The organism is Williamwhitmania sp. (genome assembly GCA_035529935.1).
Lineage (GTDB): Bacteria > Bacteroidota > Bacteroidia > Bacteroidales > Williamwhitmaniaceae > Williamwhitmania.
Genome location: DATKVT010000073.1, coordinates 1 through 17,226 on the forward strand (window position 1 = coordinate 1; position 17,226 = coordinate 17,226).

The window sequence follows — 17,226 nt, forward strand, 5'->3', positions numbered from 1 at the left end:
GAAGATGGCAAAAACCCAGAAAGCGTTTTCGGTGGTGGCAACGCTGGTGAGGATACACCTGATTAGCATGCTAGACGTTTTTGAGCTGCTCCGCAGCACCAGGCGAAGCTACTTAAACAAGCGGGGGTCGCCAGCTTTAGAGGCTCAAATTAAACTTGCTTTTTGAGGGGGTGCCATTTGCGTAGCAAGAATAATGCCTTTGTTTATTGGTGTGCAGAGTCAAAAACCTGTTATTCTAAATTTAGTCGGACAGTAGTGATTATATATGTTAGGTTATTCTGTAAAATAATTAACTTAGTTCTAGAATTTTTATATTGAGAAATGATGTAACTATTAAAATATCAAATGTTTAATCTTAATTCATGCAAATCATGAAAAAAACTTTACTGCTTTTTTTTATAATGCTGTGTCTCGTGGGTGTTGATTTTGGTCAAGTTAAATGGAGCCAATATCAAGGACCTTTTGCTGGTAATGTAGTTTCTTTTGCAACGTATGGAGATACCCTTTTTGCAGGGACTGGCACTATTGGGGTCTTTAAGTCTGCCGATTTTGGTAAAACTTGGACACGTTCAATAGACATTAATGGTTCTTGTGGAGCTATGTTTACTATTGATACATTGATTTATGGTAGCAGAGATGCGTGTCCAACGGTTTCCCATGATGGAGGGAGGAATTGGCGATATTATCCAATGTTGGACGGAATTATTCTTGGCTACTCATTTTTTGAAGATACTCTTTATGCCGTGTCTTCAGCAGGTGTATATGCTTACAGCAACGATTCAGATTCCTGGTTGTTAAGCAGTAATGGTCTTGGAAACGATGGTGATCCATGGTCCAAAGTGCCTACAGAAATGTGTGTTTTAGGTGATAGTTTGTTTTGTGGCACCCATACTGGTCTTTATTGTCGAAGCAAAAACACTCCATGGCTCGAAATCTCCAAATCTGCTTCTGGTTTGAACGTTGATTATGGAGTGCAGCATATTTGTAGTTTGGATAGCCTTTTATTTGCAACAAGTTTCGCCAATCAGATGATTTTTCAATCTTCTGATACTGGCAAGCATTGGACTAATATTGGTGATTTTTTTGACAAATCGACGCTGTTCAATAAAATATTGGGGTATAATGATACACTTTGGCTGGCTACTAACCAAGGTGTTTTTAATTATGATTTAAAGAATCATCAGTGGCAAAAGGTTGCTGAAGAGGCTTTTACATACTTGTATACCAAGGATTCCTTGTTATTTGGGTCTAACGATTTTGGTTTGTACCGTTGGGACAAGAAAAAAAGAAATTTTTGTCTTTCTAATTTTGGTATTAATAACTCCAAGGTTTATGACATTGCCTTGTTTAATGATAAACTAATAGCAGCAACTAATTCCGGATCGTTTTTTATTCCTGATACAAGCAAAACTTGGTACTCATTCAATAATACCCGCAACCAAATTTGTTATACACTAGGGGCGGCGGATTCTTTATTGTTATTAGGGACTTCGAATGGTCTTTACTCTCTTATTCCAGACTCTACCGATTTTAAACCTATTGCAAGAGATTATTTTACTTGCACTGTTTGGGATATTGATTTCTTAGATACATTAATATATGCTGCTACAGATGATGGCCTTTTTGTATCAAAGGATACGAGTAAAACGTGGAAAAATCTTGATCCTGCTTTTGGACAAGCACTTAAAGTCGCTACCTGCGACACTCTAGTTTTTGTTGGCAATGCTAATGGGCTTTATGAACTTGAAAATAATCATTTGCAACTAATCGGTTTTAATGGGGCAGGAGTTCGAACTTTAAAAATTATTGATGGCGTTGTTTTTGTAAGTGACTATTATAATGGGTTGAACTATAAGTCTACCGATACATGCAAGACATGGAAGCCAATGGATATGATTGAGTACTCCCCATTTTATGATTTGTTGAAACGTGGTAATAACTTATATGCAACAAGCACCTTGCATATCTTTTATTCTAGCGATATGGGAGACACTTGGGATACTTGGACGGAACAAGGCATGCCTGATTTGTATATTTACAGGATAATCGAGGGCAAGGATGCATTTTATACCGCAACCTTTGGTCAAAGCATATGGACTAGAGAGTATTTGAGTGAGGCCGCAGTTAATACTTCGTCATGTGGAGTGGTTAGTGATGGAACAATAAGCAAGATTCCAGCAAATACTAATGCTGATTCATTAGAAAAAAAATTATCACTAACATATGGCGCGTCTGGCAATATCGTTCATAATAGACGCGGAGATAATTCAATAATCAATTCTGGCGACATGCTTAGGGTGACTGCTGAAAACGGCATTGACTTTAAAGACTATTTACTCCAATTGGCTTCAACTGAAGCCATACTAACCTCCAGCATCTTTGAAGTGGATCAGGATCAGAACATCGTTACAGTTCCTGATAATACTTCGTTGTCCGATTTCAAGGCAAATGTAACTGTTAGTAGTGGTGCCTCCTTTGAAGTTTATAATGAAGATGGCATAACTATCGCCTCTGAATTAGTGTCTGGTTGTATTGTTAAGGTGTTAGCCGAAGATGGTGTTTCAACACATGCGTATACCATTAGCGTAGCTACAACTGTGGTAAATAACGAATATGCTAAGATTCAGATTTATCCAATTCCTGTTGTTGATAGACTCTACATAAATGGCGTTGACTTAAATGCTGTGTGTTCAGTTTTTGATATGGCTGGCCAAGTTGTAGCAAAAAGCAGAAGTTATGATAATTGGGGCATTGATGTAGCATTTTTGCCAAAAGGTAGCTACGTGTTGTGTCTTGAGCAAAATGGTAAAAAAACATTTTTCAAGTTTGTTAAATAGGCTTGACATAAATTGAGTCTAAAAGGAGCGGGTGATGTAAAATATTTACATCACCCGCTTATTTTTTACTATCGAAGACTCTTTAAGGTATTCGTTATTTCTATTACGTTCTTATTCTCTTCACGTAAACCCTCTTGTCGTCGCCAATGTCGTAGAAGTCGCGGAAGGTGGCCTCAAGGGTGCAGCCGGCAGCCTCGTAGAATTTTTGGGTAGGCCGGTAGAGCTCCTTAGCCGATGTTTCGATGTAGATGGCACTACCGCCCATCTTCTCCACGTCGCGGGTAACCTCGTTGAGCAGAATTTTTCCAATGCCCTTCCCCCGTTGGCTGTTATGCACTACAATCCAGTAAAGATCGTAGCTGGTTTTTGTGCAGGGAATTAACCCATAGCAGGCGTATCCCGCAGGTTTGCCATCGATATCGGCAAAAATCACCTCGTAACCACTCTCGCTGCCCTTGCTGTATGCCTCCTCTACCAGCTCAACGGCCACGGGGATCTCATGGTCGTAAAAAAAGTTGGTTGAGGTTACAATATCCCGAACGGCCTCTATGTCCGACTCCCGAACCTCTTTTCGAAGTGTGATTTCCTTTTGCATGTTGGGTTGCCCGTTTGTGTGATTATTACTTGCGAAAAGCATCCGCAATGATGCGTTCCACCATTTGTGCATTCGATAGTCCCGCTTGCCTGCAGGCGGCAACAAAGCCGCTGTCGGGAGAGATGCAAGGGTTTGTATTTACCTCCAGAATCAATGGCTGGCCATTGGCATCTACTCTGAAATCTACCCTTACGTAACCTCTTAATCCTAGAGTGTTCCAAGTCTGTAGGCAGAGTGTCTCCAGTTTTTTTAGTAATGGAATATCGCTATCGCTGTATTCGAAAGTTCGCTGGGTATGAATGTATTCAAACGAATCCTCTTTCCACTTTGCGGTGTATCCAACCACCTTTGGCTTGTCGGCGGGGTAATCGAGAAAGCGAATCTCTGCGGGTGGCATCACCTGTGGTCCATTTTTCACTGCAAGTATGGAGATGTTGAACTCCCTTCCGTCGATGAACTCCTCAATGAAGTAGGTTTCGTCGCTCAGCTGCTTAATTTTTTCAACCATCTCGTGGTTGTTGCCATCGAACACCGAGTGCTCGTCGAGTCCCAGTGAGCCCTCTTCCCAAATGGGCTTTAGAATGTAGCGCTTATTTGCATCTGCCACAAAATTCGATGGCATATGCCATGGTGCCGTTGGAAGTCCAGCAGCAGCAAGAAGTCTCTTGGTGAGCACCTTGCTGGTGGTTACGAAGATTGCTTCGGTGTGCGAACCGGTGTAGGGTATTCCCAACGTGTCGAGATAGGCTGGGGAGAAGTGGACCAGGCTGCCCTTGTTGTTGATGGACTCCACGAGGTTGAACACAAACTCTGGCTTGGCTGCGGCAATGGCCTTGGCCGCCTTCTTCAGCTTTATGGAGAGTGGAATGGCAACCGGGAGATAGCCCAGCTGAAGCATGGCTTCGGAAACCAGCTGAACTTGGTCGAGCACATCGGCCTCATCGGCTAGGGCGTTCTTCGATAGCTTGTTGAAGAGGATTACTGCCGTTTTTGGACTCATGGCTTGGGCATATTAAAGTGTAGCCGTTTTGCAGCCGACTCCATAATTTCTTTGATGAGCTGGGTGTAGGTGTAGCCTGCTTTGTAGGCAAGAATGGGAAGATCGGAGTAAACTAGATTTAGCCCAGCCAGCGGGTTCACCTCAATAAAGTTGGGCACACCATGCTTGTCCATCCTTAGGTCGACACGGCCACCATCTCTGCACCCAAGCGCATTCCAGGCTTCAAGCGCAACCTTGTAGCATTGTTGGGCAACCTCGGGCTCAGGAACGGTATACTCAACCCTGTTGTGGTAGTTCTCCTTTACAAATAGGGAGTAGATGGTTTCGGCAGATTGGTCGGTGATGGTAATTTCCATTATTCCAACCGTGTGGGCATCGCTGCCAGTTCCTACAATACCAACGGTAAACTCTCGACCCGGCAGAAACTCTTCCACAAGCACTGGTTGACCAAACATTTCCAGTAATTCGATGGTGTTAACTCGGAATTCCTCCTTTGTTCTAACTAGGGATTTTCCTGTAATACCTTTACCGGTTCCTTCTGCAACTGGCTTAATGAATAAAGGGTATGTCAACGAAATTTTTTCAATATCGTTTGGAGTTTCAACCACGGCAAATGGGGCGGTTGGAATACCTCTGTCCCGAATGATGTGCTTGGTCATGCCCTTGTGCAGTGTTAAGCTCAGAACTAGCGGGTCGGAAAACACGTAGGGAATTTTATAGGCATCCAAAATGGCTGGAACCTGCGCCTCTCGGCCAATGCCATACACACCTTCAGCAATATTGAATACCAAGTCCCATCGTTTCCCAGCAACGAGAGCTTGCGTTAGCTCCACTATGTTACCAATGCGTTCGGTGTTAAACCCAAGTTCGCCAAGTACGTTTTCAAAGCCAACAATGGTATCTTCGGAATCAAATTCGGCAACCTCCTCTTTGGTGAAACCATTCTTAAGGTAGGTGCTTTTTAAATCGTAGGTTAGCCCTATGGTCATTATGCTTTAAGCATTTTTTGGTTCGAAAATAGGGGATAGCTGGTGGCCAATCCCTTAAAAAAGTTTCTGGCATTAACGCCAATGTTGGCTGTTCTGTAGCCACCCTCCTGAACTATCAGCGTTGGAAGTTTTAGTGCTCCTATGAGTAAACCATTTTCGTAGAAATCGGGAGCGGTGAGACTCCAACTGCCCGTGGGGTCACCTTTGGCAACGTCGAGACCAAGTGCAACCACAAGGAATCGCGGGTTGAAGGCTTTTACTTTTTTTATGGCCAGCTGAAGTGTCTCACGATACTGCTTTCCATCTATTTTTTCGGACAATGGGAAATTTACGTTAAACCCCAATCCAGGGCCTTCTCCCTTTTCTTCCTTGAATCCTGAAAAGTAAGGATAGGCAAAGGAGGGATGACCGTGAACGGATATGGTGAGCACGTCATTTCTCTTATAAAAAATATTCTGTTGGCCGTTACCGTGGTGGTAGTCAATATCGAGTATGGCCACCTTACCATAATCCGATAGCATTTGAGCCGCAACTGCATTGCTGTTAAAGTAGCAGAATCCTCCAAATACCTTACTCTCGGCGTGGTGACCTGGTGGACGAACGAGGGCGTAGGCAACAGGGTAATCCTCAATAATTTTTTCGGCGGCTGTCAGCGCGCAGTCGACAGCTCTACGAGCAGCCAGAAAGGCGTTGCGCGTGATGGGGGTAAAGGTGTCGATGCAGTAGTACCCGGCAGCCACCGTTCTATCCTTGGGTGGGCGAGTAGTATTCCTAATTGGAAATACGTATGGGTAGAGCGACTCTGACGGAGATATGTCGGCGCAAACCTTCTTAAGATAGTTGTATAAGGAGTAGTGGTGCACCGCCTTGATGTATTGCTCTGAAAAAGATTCCGGAGGAATTTCTTGAAAAATTTCGGTTTTGAGAATCTCCTTTTTAATGCTATCAATCCTTACGGGCGACTCCACATAGCCACGCTCGCGAACGTGGTGAATGTTATGCTTGTCGTTAATTACAAGAATGATTTTTTTTCGAATGGGAACGGTACTTCCCTCTGACACGTGGTTTTCTCTCTTCCGATATCGAAAAGGTCTACGTTCAACTAAACCCTCGCCTATGGAGTTAACCACCATGTTCCTGTAGTTCTCGGGGCAGAGGTCGGCATACTTTCTTTCCAGAATGGCCTTCACAATCTTTCGCAGCTCCAATCCCATTAGAGGTGTCTCTCTGTCGAGGTCGTCGTAAACTAGGTGTGGCGGACAGGTGTCCGTTTCCGATAGAGGTGTTTCGTATAGGGTGTTGGCGATGGGGCGAGCTCCAAAGGCTTCGTAAAAGCGTAATCGCCTTTTATTTTCTAAAATTAGATCGCTGTTTTTGCAAAGGGTTAGTTCATCGGGAAGGCACTCAAAGAATAGCCCTGATGCCTTCAAGTTTTTCCCTTCTTCACGAACTCGTTGGTAAAGTGCTCCCCCAACTCCACCTGATATTATGTCTTTGTGGGTGGCAATGTAATCGAGAAAGCAGAATCCAAGGTCAGGTGCATGGTAAAGAAAGGCAAATCCTTTAACCATTCCGCTGTAGTCGTCGGCCACCAAGAGTTTGGTGGTAAACTTATACTTTAATGGATTGCGAAGTTGTTCCGGTATGAGGTCAAACTTCTCAGCATCAACTGCGCCGAAGTGAGATTTTAGAATCTCCTTGACCTGTTCAATAGCTTCCTTATCCCTTGGATAACTGTCGCTTACTACGGTTCTTATCCGGAACATAACTCTACAAAATATGTATTGAAAGGTTGCTTAGTCGAAGTCGGGGTAATAAAAGGTTTTGTCCTCGTAGTTTTTAAGAATAATCTGACCTTTTTCATCCCTACCTTGATAATACTCTGGCAGCAGCGGGATTTTTCCACCTCCACCAGGTGCATCAATTACATAGTGCGGAACAGCATACCCCGATGTCCAACCTCTAAGACCTTTGATTATCTCGAGGCCTTTCTCAACTGGTGTCCTAAAGTGCGTTGAGCCTGGAATTGGATCACATTGGTAAAGGTAGTATGGTCTAACTCTATTTCGTAGCAGGCCCTGCATTAAATTCTTCATGGTTTCCAGGTTGTCGTTGATGCCTTTTAGCAGAACGGTTTGGCTACCGAGGGGAATACCAGCATAGGCAAGACGGCTGCAGGCCTCTTTTACCTCAGGCGTAAGCTCGTCGGGGTGTGTGAAGTGAATGCTGATGAACAGCGGATGATATTTGCGCAGAATGGCTGTCAACGAAGGTGTAATGCGCTGTGGTAACACAGCAGGAACCTTGGTGCCAATTCTAATTATCTCTACATGGTCAATGGCCCTTAACCTCGATAGCAGATACTCTAACCGATGATCCGGCAAGGTTAGCGGATCTCCTCCCGATATCAGCACGTCGCGCACCTCGGTATGCTCACGAATGTACTCAATGGCCTGATCCCAAATAGTGGTTCCAAAGTGTACCTTGTCCTTGGCAACCATATGCGAACGGGTGCAATAGCGGCAGTAGGTGGAGCAAAATCCTGTGGCTAGAAATAGAACTCTGTCTGGATAGCGGTGCACAAGATTTGGGAGTGGGCTGCAGTGCTCCTCGCTGAGCGGATCCGACTCCTCTCCAGCAGAAAGAATGGTCTCTGCATGAGTGGGCACTACGCTTTTACGAATAGGCTGATTGATGTTGTAGGGATCAATTAAACTAGCGTAGTAGGGCGTAATTCGAAGTGGTAATGAGTCGTTTTCATCTGAAATTGGCTGTTGCTCATCATGGCTAAGCCGGAGAAGTTGTCGGAGTTGGCTGTAGGAGGTAATGCCGTTTTTGAGTTGCCATTGCCAGGAGTTCCAGTCCTGATCGGATAACCCGGGATAGTTTTTGGTGATAAATTCTCTTGCTTGGCTAGAGATTGGAAAGGTTTCGGATTTTGGTTGACTAACTCTTTTTTCTAGTGTTTGAGTGGTGTTCTTGTGGTTACCACCCAGTGACGGAGGCTCATCTTCGTCGATTGAAACTTCGTTTACCATGTAAACTGCTGTTTCTTTGTTTTGGTTATTCATGATAACTATTTGTTGTTTAAGATTATGCGTTGTTTTTTAGTTAGAATTATCATGCACAATAATAGTGCATTTTTGACTTGATTGCACTTTTTTTACAAAAATCTTATTAACCGTCAACTTTTTTTTGGTAACCGATCATTCATCGCTTGGTTAACCAACAAAATATAGGTATTCAACAGGGTGTAAGATAGGCGTTTGAACTTTTATTAACAATTTCCATTGCCAGTTGTGGGTTGATTGGATTGGAGATTGACTTAGTGAAGGCGTTTTTGGGGTTAATGGTTTAAAATTCAATCAATAAAAGTTCAAAGATGCCCATTGCAAGTTTCATCTATAAGTATCGTTCCTAAAAATGATTTCATGACGTAATGCTGCTGTAGGTAATTTTTGAAAAAACTAGGAAATAAATCCAATGAGGCTATGGACAGTTTGTCTTGCTTTTAAACCAAAAAAGCGTGAGGAACTATACCTCCGAGCCGGTGTTGGATGAAAACTTAGAACTATTGGTCAGAGCAGGCATGGCCGCTCCAACTTCGGTCAATCTTCAGCCGTGGGGCTTTGTGGTGATTACCAACAGGCGTAAGCTCAATAGGTTGGCGGATAAGTTACCCTATGCCAAGATGTTGGCGGGTGCCCCTGTGGCAATTGTTGTATGCGGCAATACTCTTAAAACGCTTCTCGGCTGGGAACAGCAATTATGGATTCAGGACTGCTCTGCTGCTTCGCAAAATATACTGTTGGCCGCTGAGGCTCTTAGACTAGGAGCGACCTGGACTGCCGCATTTCCCGATCCAGCTAGGATGCGGGTGGTGGCCGATGAACTTCACCTACCCGATTACGCCATCCCGCTCAATGTAATTCCTGTGGGCAATCCAGAGGGCGATAACCAGCCAAAGGAAAAGTGGAGACCTGAACATATACATAGGAATAGGTGGTAGCTAGTTTATAGCCATATTCGGATCTCTTTCTGCCATGCTATTGCGATAGTTTTTGCAGATGAAGTAGTGAGAATATCAAAAAAAGCTACTAAATTTGCGCGCTCGATGATGAGATCGAAATTCTTTGTATAAAGCTTTGTAAGTCATGCAAAGTTTTATACTTTTGCACTCCAATTGTAATGAAATAATTTTTTACCGATGTACGCAATTGTTGATATAGCAGGACAACAGTTCAAGGTTCAGAAAGATCAGAAGATTTACGTGAACCGTTTGGTGGGCGAAGAAGGAGCTCAGGTAAGTTTTGACCAAGTTTTCATGATTGATAATGAGGGTCAAGTTAAGGTTGGTGCTCCCACCGTTAAGGATGCTAAGGTATCCGCCAAGATTCTTAACCACCTAAAGGGTGATAAGGTTATCATCTTTAAGAAAAGGAGAAGAAAAGGCTACAAATTGAAACGTGGTTTCCGCGCTAGCCTTACCCGCATTCAGATTGAAGAAATTGTTGCATAATTGATAAAACCTTTCGGAAATGGCACATAAAAAAGGTGTTGGTAGTTCTAGGAACGGTCGTGAATCCGAAAGCAAACGCTTGGGCGTAAAGCTTTTTGGTGGACAGGCCGTAAAGGCCGGTAACATTATCGTGCGTCAGCGTGGTACTGTTCACAATCCTGGAAAGAATGTTGGCATTGGTAGAGATCATACCCTCTTTGCAATGGCCGATGGTATTGTAACTTTCCAGAAAAAAAGAGACGATAAGTCTTTTGTTTCGGTGATTCCTGCTGCCGAATAACACAAAATATTTGGTACATTAGCTCCTGATATTTGCTGTCGTTGGCAGTAAATATCAGGAGTTTTTATTTGACTATAATATTCACTACTATGCTCACCCTAAAGCAAATCCGTGACAACACCGCTGAGGTTGTCGAGCGCCTTTTGGTTAAAGGCTTCGATAGCAAGCAGCTGGTTAATGAAATTCTTAAGCTCGACGATGAGCGTCGTTCGGTGCAAAGGTCGCTGGACGACAATCTTGCTGAAATCAACAGAATATCAAAGGAGATAGGCATGCTCTACAAGCAGGGCAAGCAGCAGGAGGCTGATGCTGCCAAAGAGCAAACCTTTCAGATTAAGGAGCAGTCGAAGATGCACTCACAGCGGCTGGCTGAGGTTGAGGAGCAGCTAAATGCAAAGCTGGTGGTGATTCCAAATTTACCCCACGCTTCGGTCCCCAAGGGCAAAACTCCAGAGGATAACGTGATTGTTCGGCAGGGTGGGCAAATGCCAACCTTGGCTGCCGATGCGGTTCCCCACTGGGACTTGGCCAAGAAGTACGACATCATCGATTTTGAGCTTGGCAATAAGCTAACCGGTGCAGGATTTCCGGTTTTTAAGGGTAAAGGTGCTCGTTTTCAACGATCGCTTATCAGCTTTTTTCTCGATAGAAATACTGCTGCAGGCTATACAGAGGTGCTCCCTCCATTTATGGTTAATGCTGAGTCTGGTTATGGTACCGGTCAGCTCCCCGACAAAGATGGGCAGATGTACCACGTAACCGTTGACAACCTATACATGGTTCCCACCGCCGAGGTGCCGGTAACCAATATTTTTAGAGACGTTATTCTCGAAGCTGCTGAGCTGCCTGTAAGGATGACTGCCTACACCCCCTGCTGGCGTCGCGAGGCTGGTAGCTACGGCAAGGATGTGCGTGGACTCAACCGCCTGCACCAGTTCGACAAGGTGGAGATTGTTCAGGTGTCTCATCCCGACACCTCCTACGAGGCCCTTGAGGGAATGGTAAAACACGTGGAATCAATTATTCAGGCACTGGGTTTACCATACCGAATTCTACGTCTCTGTGGAGGCGATATGAGTTTTACCTCAGCCTTGACTTATGATTTTGAAGTTTACTCGGCTGCGCAGAAAAAGTGGTTGGAGGTTAGCTCGGTTTCAAACTTTGAGTCGTTTCAATCTAACCGACTAAAGCTGCGATTCCGCGAGGATAAAAAGACTCAACTGGCCCATACGCTCAATGGAAGTTCTCTTGCACTGCCTCGCATTGTGGCAGCCTTGCTCGAAAATAACCAATCGGAAAAAGGTATTGAAGTTCCTGATGTGCTTAAACCTTACACCGGTTTCGATTACATCGATTGATGAGAACAAAAATTATATAATACGAAAGGGACGGTTCATGGCTGTCCCTTTTTTGTTGGCTGCACCTAAGCAAGAAATAATTGTGTATTTTCGAAAAAAAAAGATTCATGAAGGGATACATTGTTAATCTAACTGTAAATGTGGATAATGCATACACTTTGCCTTGGATAACTTGGGCAAGAGAGGACTTCTTCCCATTTCTAAAGCAGTGGCCTTTTGTGCAAGATATCGTATTTACAAGGGTGATTTCTCGAGAAGAGGACGGAAACACTTATTCCATTCAGATTGTTCTAACAAATCAACAAGGAGTGGCATATTTTGAGCGCGATTGTATGTCCTACTTTACCAATATGGCTAGCAATCAATTTTCGGGGAAGGTTGTTTTCTTTAAAACGCTGCTGGAGCTCCAGTAATTATACATGAAGCCCAATACCAGAGCATATATTTATGGGGGATTTACAGTCCTGTTTTGGGGAACCTCTGCATCCGCTTTTAAAATAGGGTTGCAGCAGCTTAGTTTCATTCAGCTGCTTTTTTTAGCCAACCTAACCTCTGTATTCATTCTGCTTGGGTTTTTGATTTACCAGGGCAAACTTTTAACCGTGTGGCCAACCAACAGGAAGGATTGGGGATACTCGGCGTTGTTGGGATTACTGAACCCTTTTGGCTACTACCTCATTCTCCTTAAGGCATATACATTACTTCCTGCACAGGTGGCTCAGCCACTAAACTTTGTATGGCCTGTGGTGTTGGTGTTTTTGGCCGTTCCCATATTGGGCCGAAAACTTTCGGGGTGGAGCATCCTATCGCTGCTCATTAGCTTTGTGGGGGTGGCAGTAATCTCTTCTCAAGGAAAACTTACAGGGTTGGCCAATACCAGCTTGTTGGGTGTGTTCCTTGCACTTTTCAGTTCCCTACTCTGGGCGCTTTTCTGGGTTTTCAACGTAAAGGATCGGCGTGCCGAGGAGGAGAAACTTTTTCTAAACTTTCTTTTTAGCCTAATTTATCTGATTGCTATTTCTCCATTTATTCCAGACTTTTATATCATTAATACAGGTGGTATTTGGGCTGGCGTTTACGTAGGATTTTTTGAAATGGGTGTTGCATTTTTGTTCTGGTTAAAGGCGTTGAGTTGCACAACTTCTACCGATAAGCTAGGCAACATTATTTACCTTGTTCCGTTTCTTTCCTTGGTATTCATCCACTTTGTGGTTGGCGAAACAATATTCTGGACAACATTTGCTGGGCTTTGCCTTATAGTGTTTAGCGTGGTTTTTCAGCAGGTTATGGATAAACGAATAAACCGTCGAGTATGAAAATGCTTTTTAGAATGGGCGTTGTTACTGCCTTGGCAGCATCGCTGTTTTTAACGAGTTGTACCAAGGAGAGCAGCGTTTCCGAGGTAGACTATGCCAATACGCAGCTGTATCAGATAATGCAATCTTACTATCTGTGGTATGATCATGTACCAAAGGTTAATCCTTCTGATTTCTCAAATCCCTCGGCACTCATGGATTCGTTGCGGTATAAGGCCTTAGACCGCTACAGCTTTGTGATGAGTTATAACGAATATGTCTCCTACTTCCAGCAGGGTGTTTACGTTGGTTATGGTATTTCACTGGCATTTGACGACCAAAACAACCTTCGCCTTGCCTACATTTTCGACGATAGCCCATTGAAGGCCGCTGGTGCTACTCGTGGCTGGATAATCAATTCGATAAACGGTACGGTTCCTACCTCTGGCAATCTCAGCTCGCTGCTTGGTCCAGCCACCGAAGGCTACTCGGCCACCTTTGCCATGACCGATTTAAACGGCGTTGCTCATCAGGGCGTTTTTGCCAAGAAGCAGGTGGCCATGAATACGGTTTTGGCAAAGAAAATACTAAATATTGGAGGTGAGAGGGTTGGCTATCTCTCGTTTTACAGCTTCATTGATAATTCGGTGGCCGAGTTGGATTCGGCATTCAAATATTTTGAAGAAAATAGTATTACCAAGCTGGTGGTGGATCTTCGTTATAATGGTGGTGGACTCACCAATGTGGCTACGCAGCTTGCCAGCGAGATTATTGGTAATGGCAATAGCTCCAACGTGTTCTATCGCTTTGTAAACAATAACCTACACTCCAACCTCGACAGCACCGTTTACTTTGAAAACAGCACCTATGCAGCTAGCGGCCTTACCAGCGTGGCGTTTATTACCACCGCCAATACTGCATCCAGTAGTGAGTTGGTAATTAATGGGTTAAAACCATATATGGATGTTAAATTGGTTGGTTCAACTACCTATGGAAAACCGGTAGGTATGTATATCTTCTTCGATAAGAATTATAGCTATGCCTTTTTTCCCATCTGCTTCTCTACACAAAATTCACGTGGTGTAGGCGATTACTATTCCGGTATTCCCGTGGATATTGCTGCATCTGACGATCTTGCCAAGGATTTTGGAGACCCAACAGAAGATTCAATGGCAAAAGCGTTGCAGGCTCTTGGCGTCTCTACAACTCGAGGCTATTCCGTTACGGCTCCATCAGTTCAACGAGTTTTACCAAATGGTGCATTTGGCGTAATTTTAGGCTCCTACTAATGGCTGATGTTGGCGAAAAAATAATTCTTGGCATCGACCCAGGTACAACCATGATGGGCTATGGAATTATTAGGGTTGAGGGAAAGAAGATGAGCTTGGTGGTGCTTGGGGTTATTGAACTTAAGAAGTATGCCAACCACTACATTAAGCTGCAGAAGATATACGAGCGGGTGAGCCAGCTAATTGATGAGTATCATCCCGACGAGCTGGCCATTGAGGCACCCTTCTTTGGGAAGAATGTGCAGAGTATGCTTAAGCTGGGAAGGGCACAGGGCGTTGCCATGGCTGCTGCGCTTATGCGCGATATGCCTATTTTTGAGTATGCCCCTCGCAAGATAAAGATGAGCATTACAGGAAGGGGCGAGGCGTCGAAGGAGCAGGTTGCTGCTTTGCTACAAAGCATGCTGCAAATAAAAGATTTGCCAAAGGCGCTAGATGCTACCGACGGCTTAGCCGCTGCCGTATGCCACTACTTTCAATCGAGCAGTGGCGTTCCAACCTCAGGAAGCTATTCCGGTTGGAAGGACTTTTTGACCAAGAACCCAGAAAGGTTGAAGAAGTAAAGTCGTAAAAAGTTGCTCCGGATAGGGTATACCGCTTGAAAAGGCTTTTGGCCTTCGATTCAGGTTCCTGTCCGGAGCAATGCTTTAAAGCTGTTTCTTTATGGATTCCGCTATTTGCAAAAACTCTTCGGTGGTGAGCTTTAGCTTTGGCTTGCGAAAGTCGATGTCGCTTTCGTGGTTGAGCGGAATAAGATGAATGTGTGCATGAGGCACTTCTAATCCAAGAACGGCAACGCCAATACGTTTGCAGGGAACTGCTGCTTCTATTGCCTTTGCAACCTTTTGGGCAAAGACCATTAACCCTGAAAGAGTCTCCTTTTCAAGGTCGAAAATGTAATCTACCTCAACTTTTGGAATTACCAAAGTGTGCCCTTTGACCACTGGATTTATGTCCAAGAAGGCAAAGTAGTGCTCGTCCTCTGCAATTTTGTAGCAGGGGATTTCGCCATTAACAATTCTTGAAAAGATGGTAGGCATGGCTTTTTAGTGGCAAGTTAGCGCGAAATTTCCATAATTTCAAAGGTTACCATCCCCGATGGTACCTGAACGTCAACCGTATCACCCACCTTCTTGCCAAGCAGAGCTTGCGCAATAGGGGTGCCAATGGATAGCCTTCCCTCCTTTATGTTGGCTTCACTTTCGGCAACCAACAGATAGACCATTTTTGCCTTGGTCTTCAAGTTCTTAATTGTTACTCGATTAAGAATCTGAACCTTGGATGTATCAATCTTTGATTCGTCAAGTACTCGAGTATTGGCAACAATATCATCGAGCTTGGAAATCTTCATCTCCAAAAGCCCTTGAGCCTCTTTTGCTGCATCGTACTCAGCATTTTCGGAAAGATCTCCTTTATCTCTTGCCTCTGCAATCTGGCGCGAAATGGCAGGTCTTTCCACGTTTTTAAGTTGGTCGAGTTCGGCTTTTAATCGCTGTAACCCTTCTTCCGTAACGTAATTTACCTGTGCCATAAATATCTGTTTATAAGGGGTAAATAAAAAAGAATTCCGATTACTCGGAACTCTCCCTAATGGGGGCAAATATACTAAAAAACTTTTCAAAAAATAGATCGCGATGATCTTCTAAAATTCCTGAAATTTAGGTTTCATCACCTCAGAGTAGAGCACCGCCTTTCGCAGGCTGAAGTCTTGGTGAAAGGCTCTGAGGTTGTTTGAATCAATCATTGAGTGCGTTTCCTTACCAATCTCGTTGTTTGCATTTATGGTGGCCTCATCCTGAGCATCGGTTTCAAAGGCTCCAATGTGTGAAAATACCTCCTGGTTGGCAAAAAAATCATTCTCGTCCGGCAATATGTCTAATGACTGGAAGATTCCGTTGGCAGGGCTGTCAAGGTCCTCATCCCTACTTTGAAGAATAACATCTTCCTTCGATTCATCCTCAATGGTGGAGTAGCGAAAGGAGGTTGGCTTTGGTTCAGGTGCAGGCTCAGTAACGGGTTGCTTTTTGCCAAAACTCTCAAATATCTCCTCAAATGGGTCGGCAGACTGCTTGGGTGTTGTTGCGGCCTCCTCACCAAATAGAGCGTCGAGAAAAGAGCCGCCACCAGCTTTTGGTGCATCCTGTTGCTTCTTTTTACCAAGAACTTTCGTCAAGATGAATATCCCGATGGCAATGATGTAGATGATGGTGCTCTTATCCATGACGTTGTCTTTTTTTCTTTGTTGTGGCTATTTTCTGCCTTTTCGTTTCTACCTGATAGGGCATACTGCCATTCTTCATCTCTTGCTCCAGTTCCTTTCTTAGTTTTGGCGACTGATTGGCCAAATGCATTTTTATGCTTGCCTTTCTTGCCTTCTCATATTCCCTCTCCTGTTTTTCTTTGATTCTGTCAGCCAGCCGCTCTTTCCGCTTTTTGTCACGGTTGTAGCGCATTCTGATAATTTTTCTCGATAAGGGATCTTTTATGGGACCAATATCGATACAATACTTTTTTGTACTTTGCGCTGAAGTTTTTGGAACTACAGAAAATAACAAAATAGCTACCAGTATCGTTTTAACATGAAACCTCATTGTCACAAATTTACAATTTTTAATGGAACAAGTGTTTCGTAAGATTAGTTTTATTTTGCTTTTCCCAATCCTCTTGCTCTCGTGCAACAAGGAGATTGTGAATCCTGTTCCAGACGTGACTGTCAACTTTCAGATAAATCTGGATATGCCGGATGCCAACAATCTTAACTTTCCCCTAAATTCCATTATCGTGCCGAATTATGGCTACCAGCTACACGGCGTGATTATTTACAACTCCGGTGTTGATGGGTATTATGCATTTGATGCTACCTGTCCCAATGACCTCGGTCAGGCAGTCGCTATCGACCCTAATAATCCTCAACAGGTGGTTTGCCCCAAATGTAAAAGAGTCTACTCCTTGCCGGGCTATGGCTATCCTACAAGCGGCGGGGGCTATTCCTTAAAAAAGTATTCGGTAAATGCCAGTGGTCGCCTACTTTTTGTTTACAATGGTTACTAGCTTATTCTTCAAA

The 17,226-nt window shown here is 44.0% G+C and carries 19 protein-coding genes; 10 read left to right on the forward strand and 9 right to left on the reverse strand.

What is annotated here, in order from left to right:
* Positions 1-371: 371 nt before the first annotated feature.
* Positions 372-2,837: a T9SS type A sorting domain-containing protein gene (locus tag VMW01_05440; protein ID HUW05683.1), complete on the forward strand. Its 2,466-nt coding sequence runs from the start codon at positions 372-374 to the stop codon at positions 2,835-2,837.
* A 103-nt stretch (positions 2,838-2,940) separates the two neighbouring features.
* Here the strand turns inward: VMW01_05440 and VMW01_05445 are convergent, their stop codons facing one another.
* From VMW01_05445 to VMW01_05465, 5 genes are read right to left on the reverse strand one after another with little or no spacing between them, the layout of a single operon-like run.
* Positions 2,941-3,432 (reverse strand): GNAT family N-acetyltransferase, encoded by a 492-nt coding sequence (locus VMW01_05445; GenBank protein ID HUW05684.1) that lies wholly within the window; start codon positions 3,430-3,432, stop codon positions 2,941-2,943.
* Between the two features lie 25 nt (positions 3,433-3,457).
* Positions 3,458-4,432, reverse strand: a complete 975-nt coding sequence (locus VMW01_05450) for an ATP-grasp domain-containing protein (protein HUW05685.1) — start codon at positions 4,430-4,432, stop codon at positions 3,458-3,460.
* Complete coding sequence (locus VMW01_05455; protein HUW05686.1) at positions 4,429-5,421, reverse strand: ATP-grasp domain-containing protein; 993 nt, start codon at positions 5,419-5,421, stop codon at positions 4,429-4,431. Before VMW01_05455 ends, VMW01_05450 begins: the two co-directional genes overlap by 4 nt.
* Positions 5,421-7,187 (reverse strand): histone deacetylase family protein, encoded by a 1,767-nt coding sequence (locus tag VMW01_05460; protein HUW05687.1) that lies wholly within the window; start codon positions 7,185-7,187, stop codon positions 5,421-5,423. The genes VMW01_05455 and VMW01_05460 overlap by 1 nt, the downstream gene beginning before the upstream one ends.
* Before the next feature lie 30 nt (positions 7,188-7,217).
* Entirely contained in the window at positions 7,218-8,492 is a 1,275-nt protein-coding gene (locus tag VMW01_05465; protein ID HUW05688.1) for a KamA family radical SAM protein, read from the reverse strand.
* Between the two features lie 455 nt (positions 8,493-8,947).
* On the opposite strand from VMW01_05465, the gene VMW01_05470 reads away from it, so the two are divergent.
* The 8 genes from VMW01_05470 (at position 8,948) to ruvC (ending at position 14,725) form a co-directional block, all read left to right on the forward strand.
* Positions 8,948-9,430, forward strand: coding sequence for a nitroreductase family protein (locus VMW01_05470; protein HUW05689.1), 483 nt, complete (start codon positions 8,948-8,950; stop codon positions 9,428-9,430).
* Between the two features lie 198 nt (positions 9,431-9,628).
* Positions 9,629-9,940, forward strand: a complete 312-nt coding sequence (gene rplU / locus VMW01_05475; GenBank protein ID HUW05690.1) for a 50S ribosomal protein L21 — start codon at positions 9,629-9,631, stop codon at positions 9,938-9,940.
* Positions 9,941-9,959: 19 nt separating this feature from the next.
* Positions 9,960-10,220, forward strand: coding sequence for a 50S ribosomal protein L27 (gene rpmA, locus VMW01_05480; GenBank protein ID HUW05691.1), 261 nt, complete (start codon positions 9,960-9,962; stop codon positions 10,218-10,220).
* Positions 10,221-10,309: 89 nt separating this feature from the next.
* On the forward strand, positions 10,310-11,578 hold the full coding sequence (gene serS / locus VMW01_05485) for a serine--tRNA ligase (protein HUW05692.1): 1,269 nt from the start codon (positions 10,310-10,312) through the stop codon (positions 11,576-11,578).
* Positions 11,579-11,685: 107 nt separating this feature from the next.
* Positions 11,686-11,991: a DUF4286 family protein gene (locus VMW01_05490; GenBank protein HUW05693.1), complete on the forward strand. Its 306-nt coding sequence runs from the start codon at positions 11,686-11,688 to the stop codon at positions 11,989-11,991.
* A gap of 6 nt (positions 11,992-11,997) precedes the next feature.
* Positions 11,998-12,894: a DMT family transporter gene (locus VMW01_05495; GenBank protein ID HUW05694.1), complete on the forward strand. Its 897-nt coding sequence runs from the start codon at positions 11,998-12,000 to the stop codon at positions 12,892-12,894.
* On the forward strand, positions 12,891-14,162 hold the full coding sequence (locus VMW01_05500) for a S41 family peptidase (GenBank protein ID HUW05695.1): 1,272 nt from the start codon (positions 12,891-12,893) through the stop codon (positions 14,160-14,162). The genes VMW01_05495 and VMW01_05500 overlap by 4 nt, the downstream gene beginning before the upstream one ends.
* Positions 14,162-14,725, forward strand: coding sequence for a crossover junction endodeoxyribonuclease RuvC (gene ruvC, locus VMW01_05505; GenBank protein ID HUW05696.1), 564 nt, complete (start codon positions 14,162-14,164; stop codon positions 14,723-14,725). The genes VMW01_05500 and ruvC overlap by 1 nt, the downstream gene beginning before the upstream one ends.
* A gap of 84 nt (positions 14,726-14,809) precedes the next feature.
* Here the strand turns inward: ruvC and VMW01_05510 are convergent, their stop codons facing one another.
* From VMW01_05510 to VMW01_05525, 4 genes are all read right to left on the reverse strand, one after another.
* Positions 14,810-15,202 carry an HIT family protein gene (locus VMW01_05510; protein HUW05697.1) on the reverse strand — a complete coding sequence of 131 codons (393 nt, stop codon included), beginning with the start codon at positions 15,200-15,202 and terminating at the stop codon, positions 14,810-14,812.
* A gap of 17 nt (positions 15,203-15,219) precedes the next feature.
* Entirely contained in the window at positions 15,220-15,693 is a 474-nt protein-coding gene (greA, locus tag VMW01_05515; GenBank protein ID HUW05698.1) for a transcription elongation factor GreA, read from the reverse strand.
* Between the two features lie 111 nt (positions 15,694-15,804).
* Complete coding sequence (locus VMW01_05520) at positions 15,805-16,383, reverse strand: hypothetical protein (GenBank protein ID HUW05699.1); 579 nt, start codon at positions 16,381-16,383, stop codon at positions 15,805-15,807.
* Entirely contained in the window at positions 16,376-16,753 is a 378-nt protein-coding gene (locus VMW01_05525; GenBank protein HUW05700.1) for a hypothetical protein, read from the reverse strand. The genes VMW01_05520 and VMW01_05525 overlap by 8 nt, the downstream gene beginning before the upstream one ends.
* A 22-nt stretch (positions 16,754-16,775) precedes the next feature.
* Between VMW01_05525 and VMW01_05530 the strand changes: the two genes are divergently transcribed.
* Positions 16,776-17,213 carry a hypothetical protein gene (locus VMW01_05530; protein HUW05701.1) on the forward strand — a complete coding sequence of 146 codons (438 nt, stop codon included), beginning with the start codon at positions 16,776-16,778 and terminating at the stop codon, positions 17,211-17,213.
* Positions 17,214-17,226 lie beyond the last annotated feature (13 nt).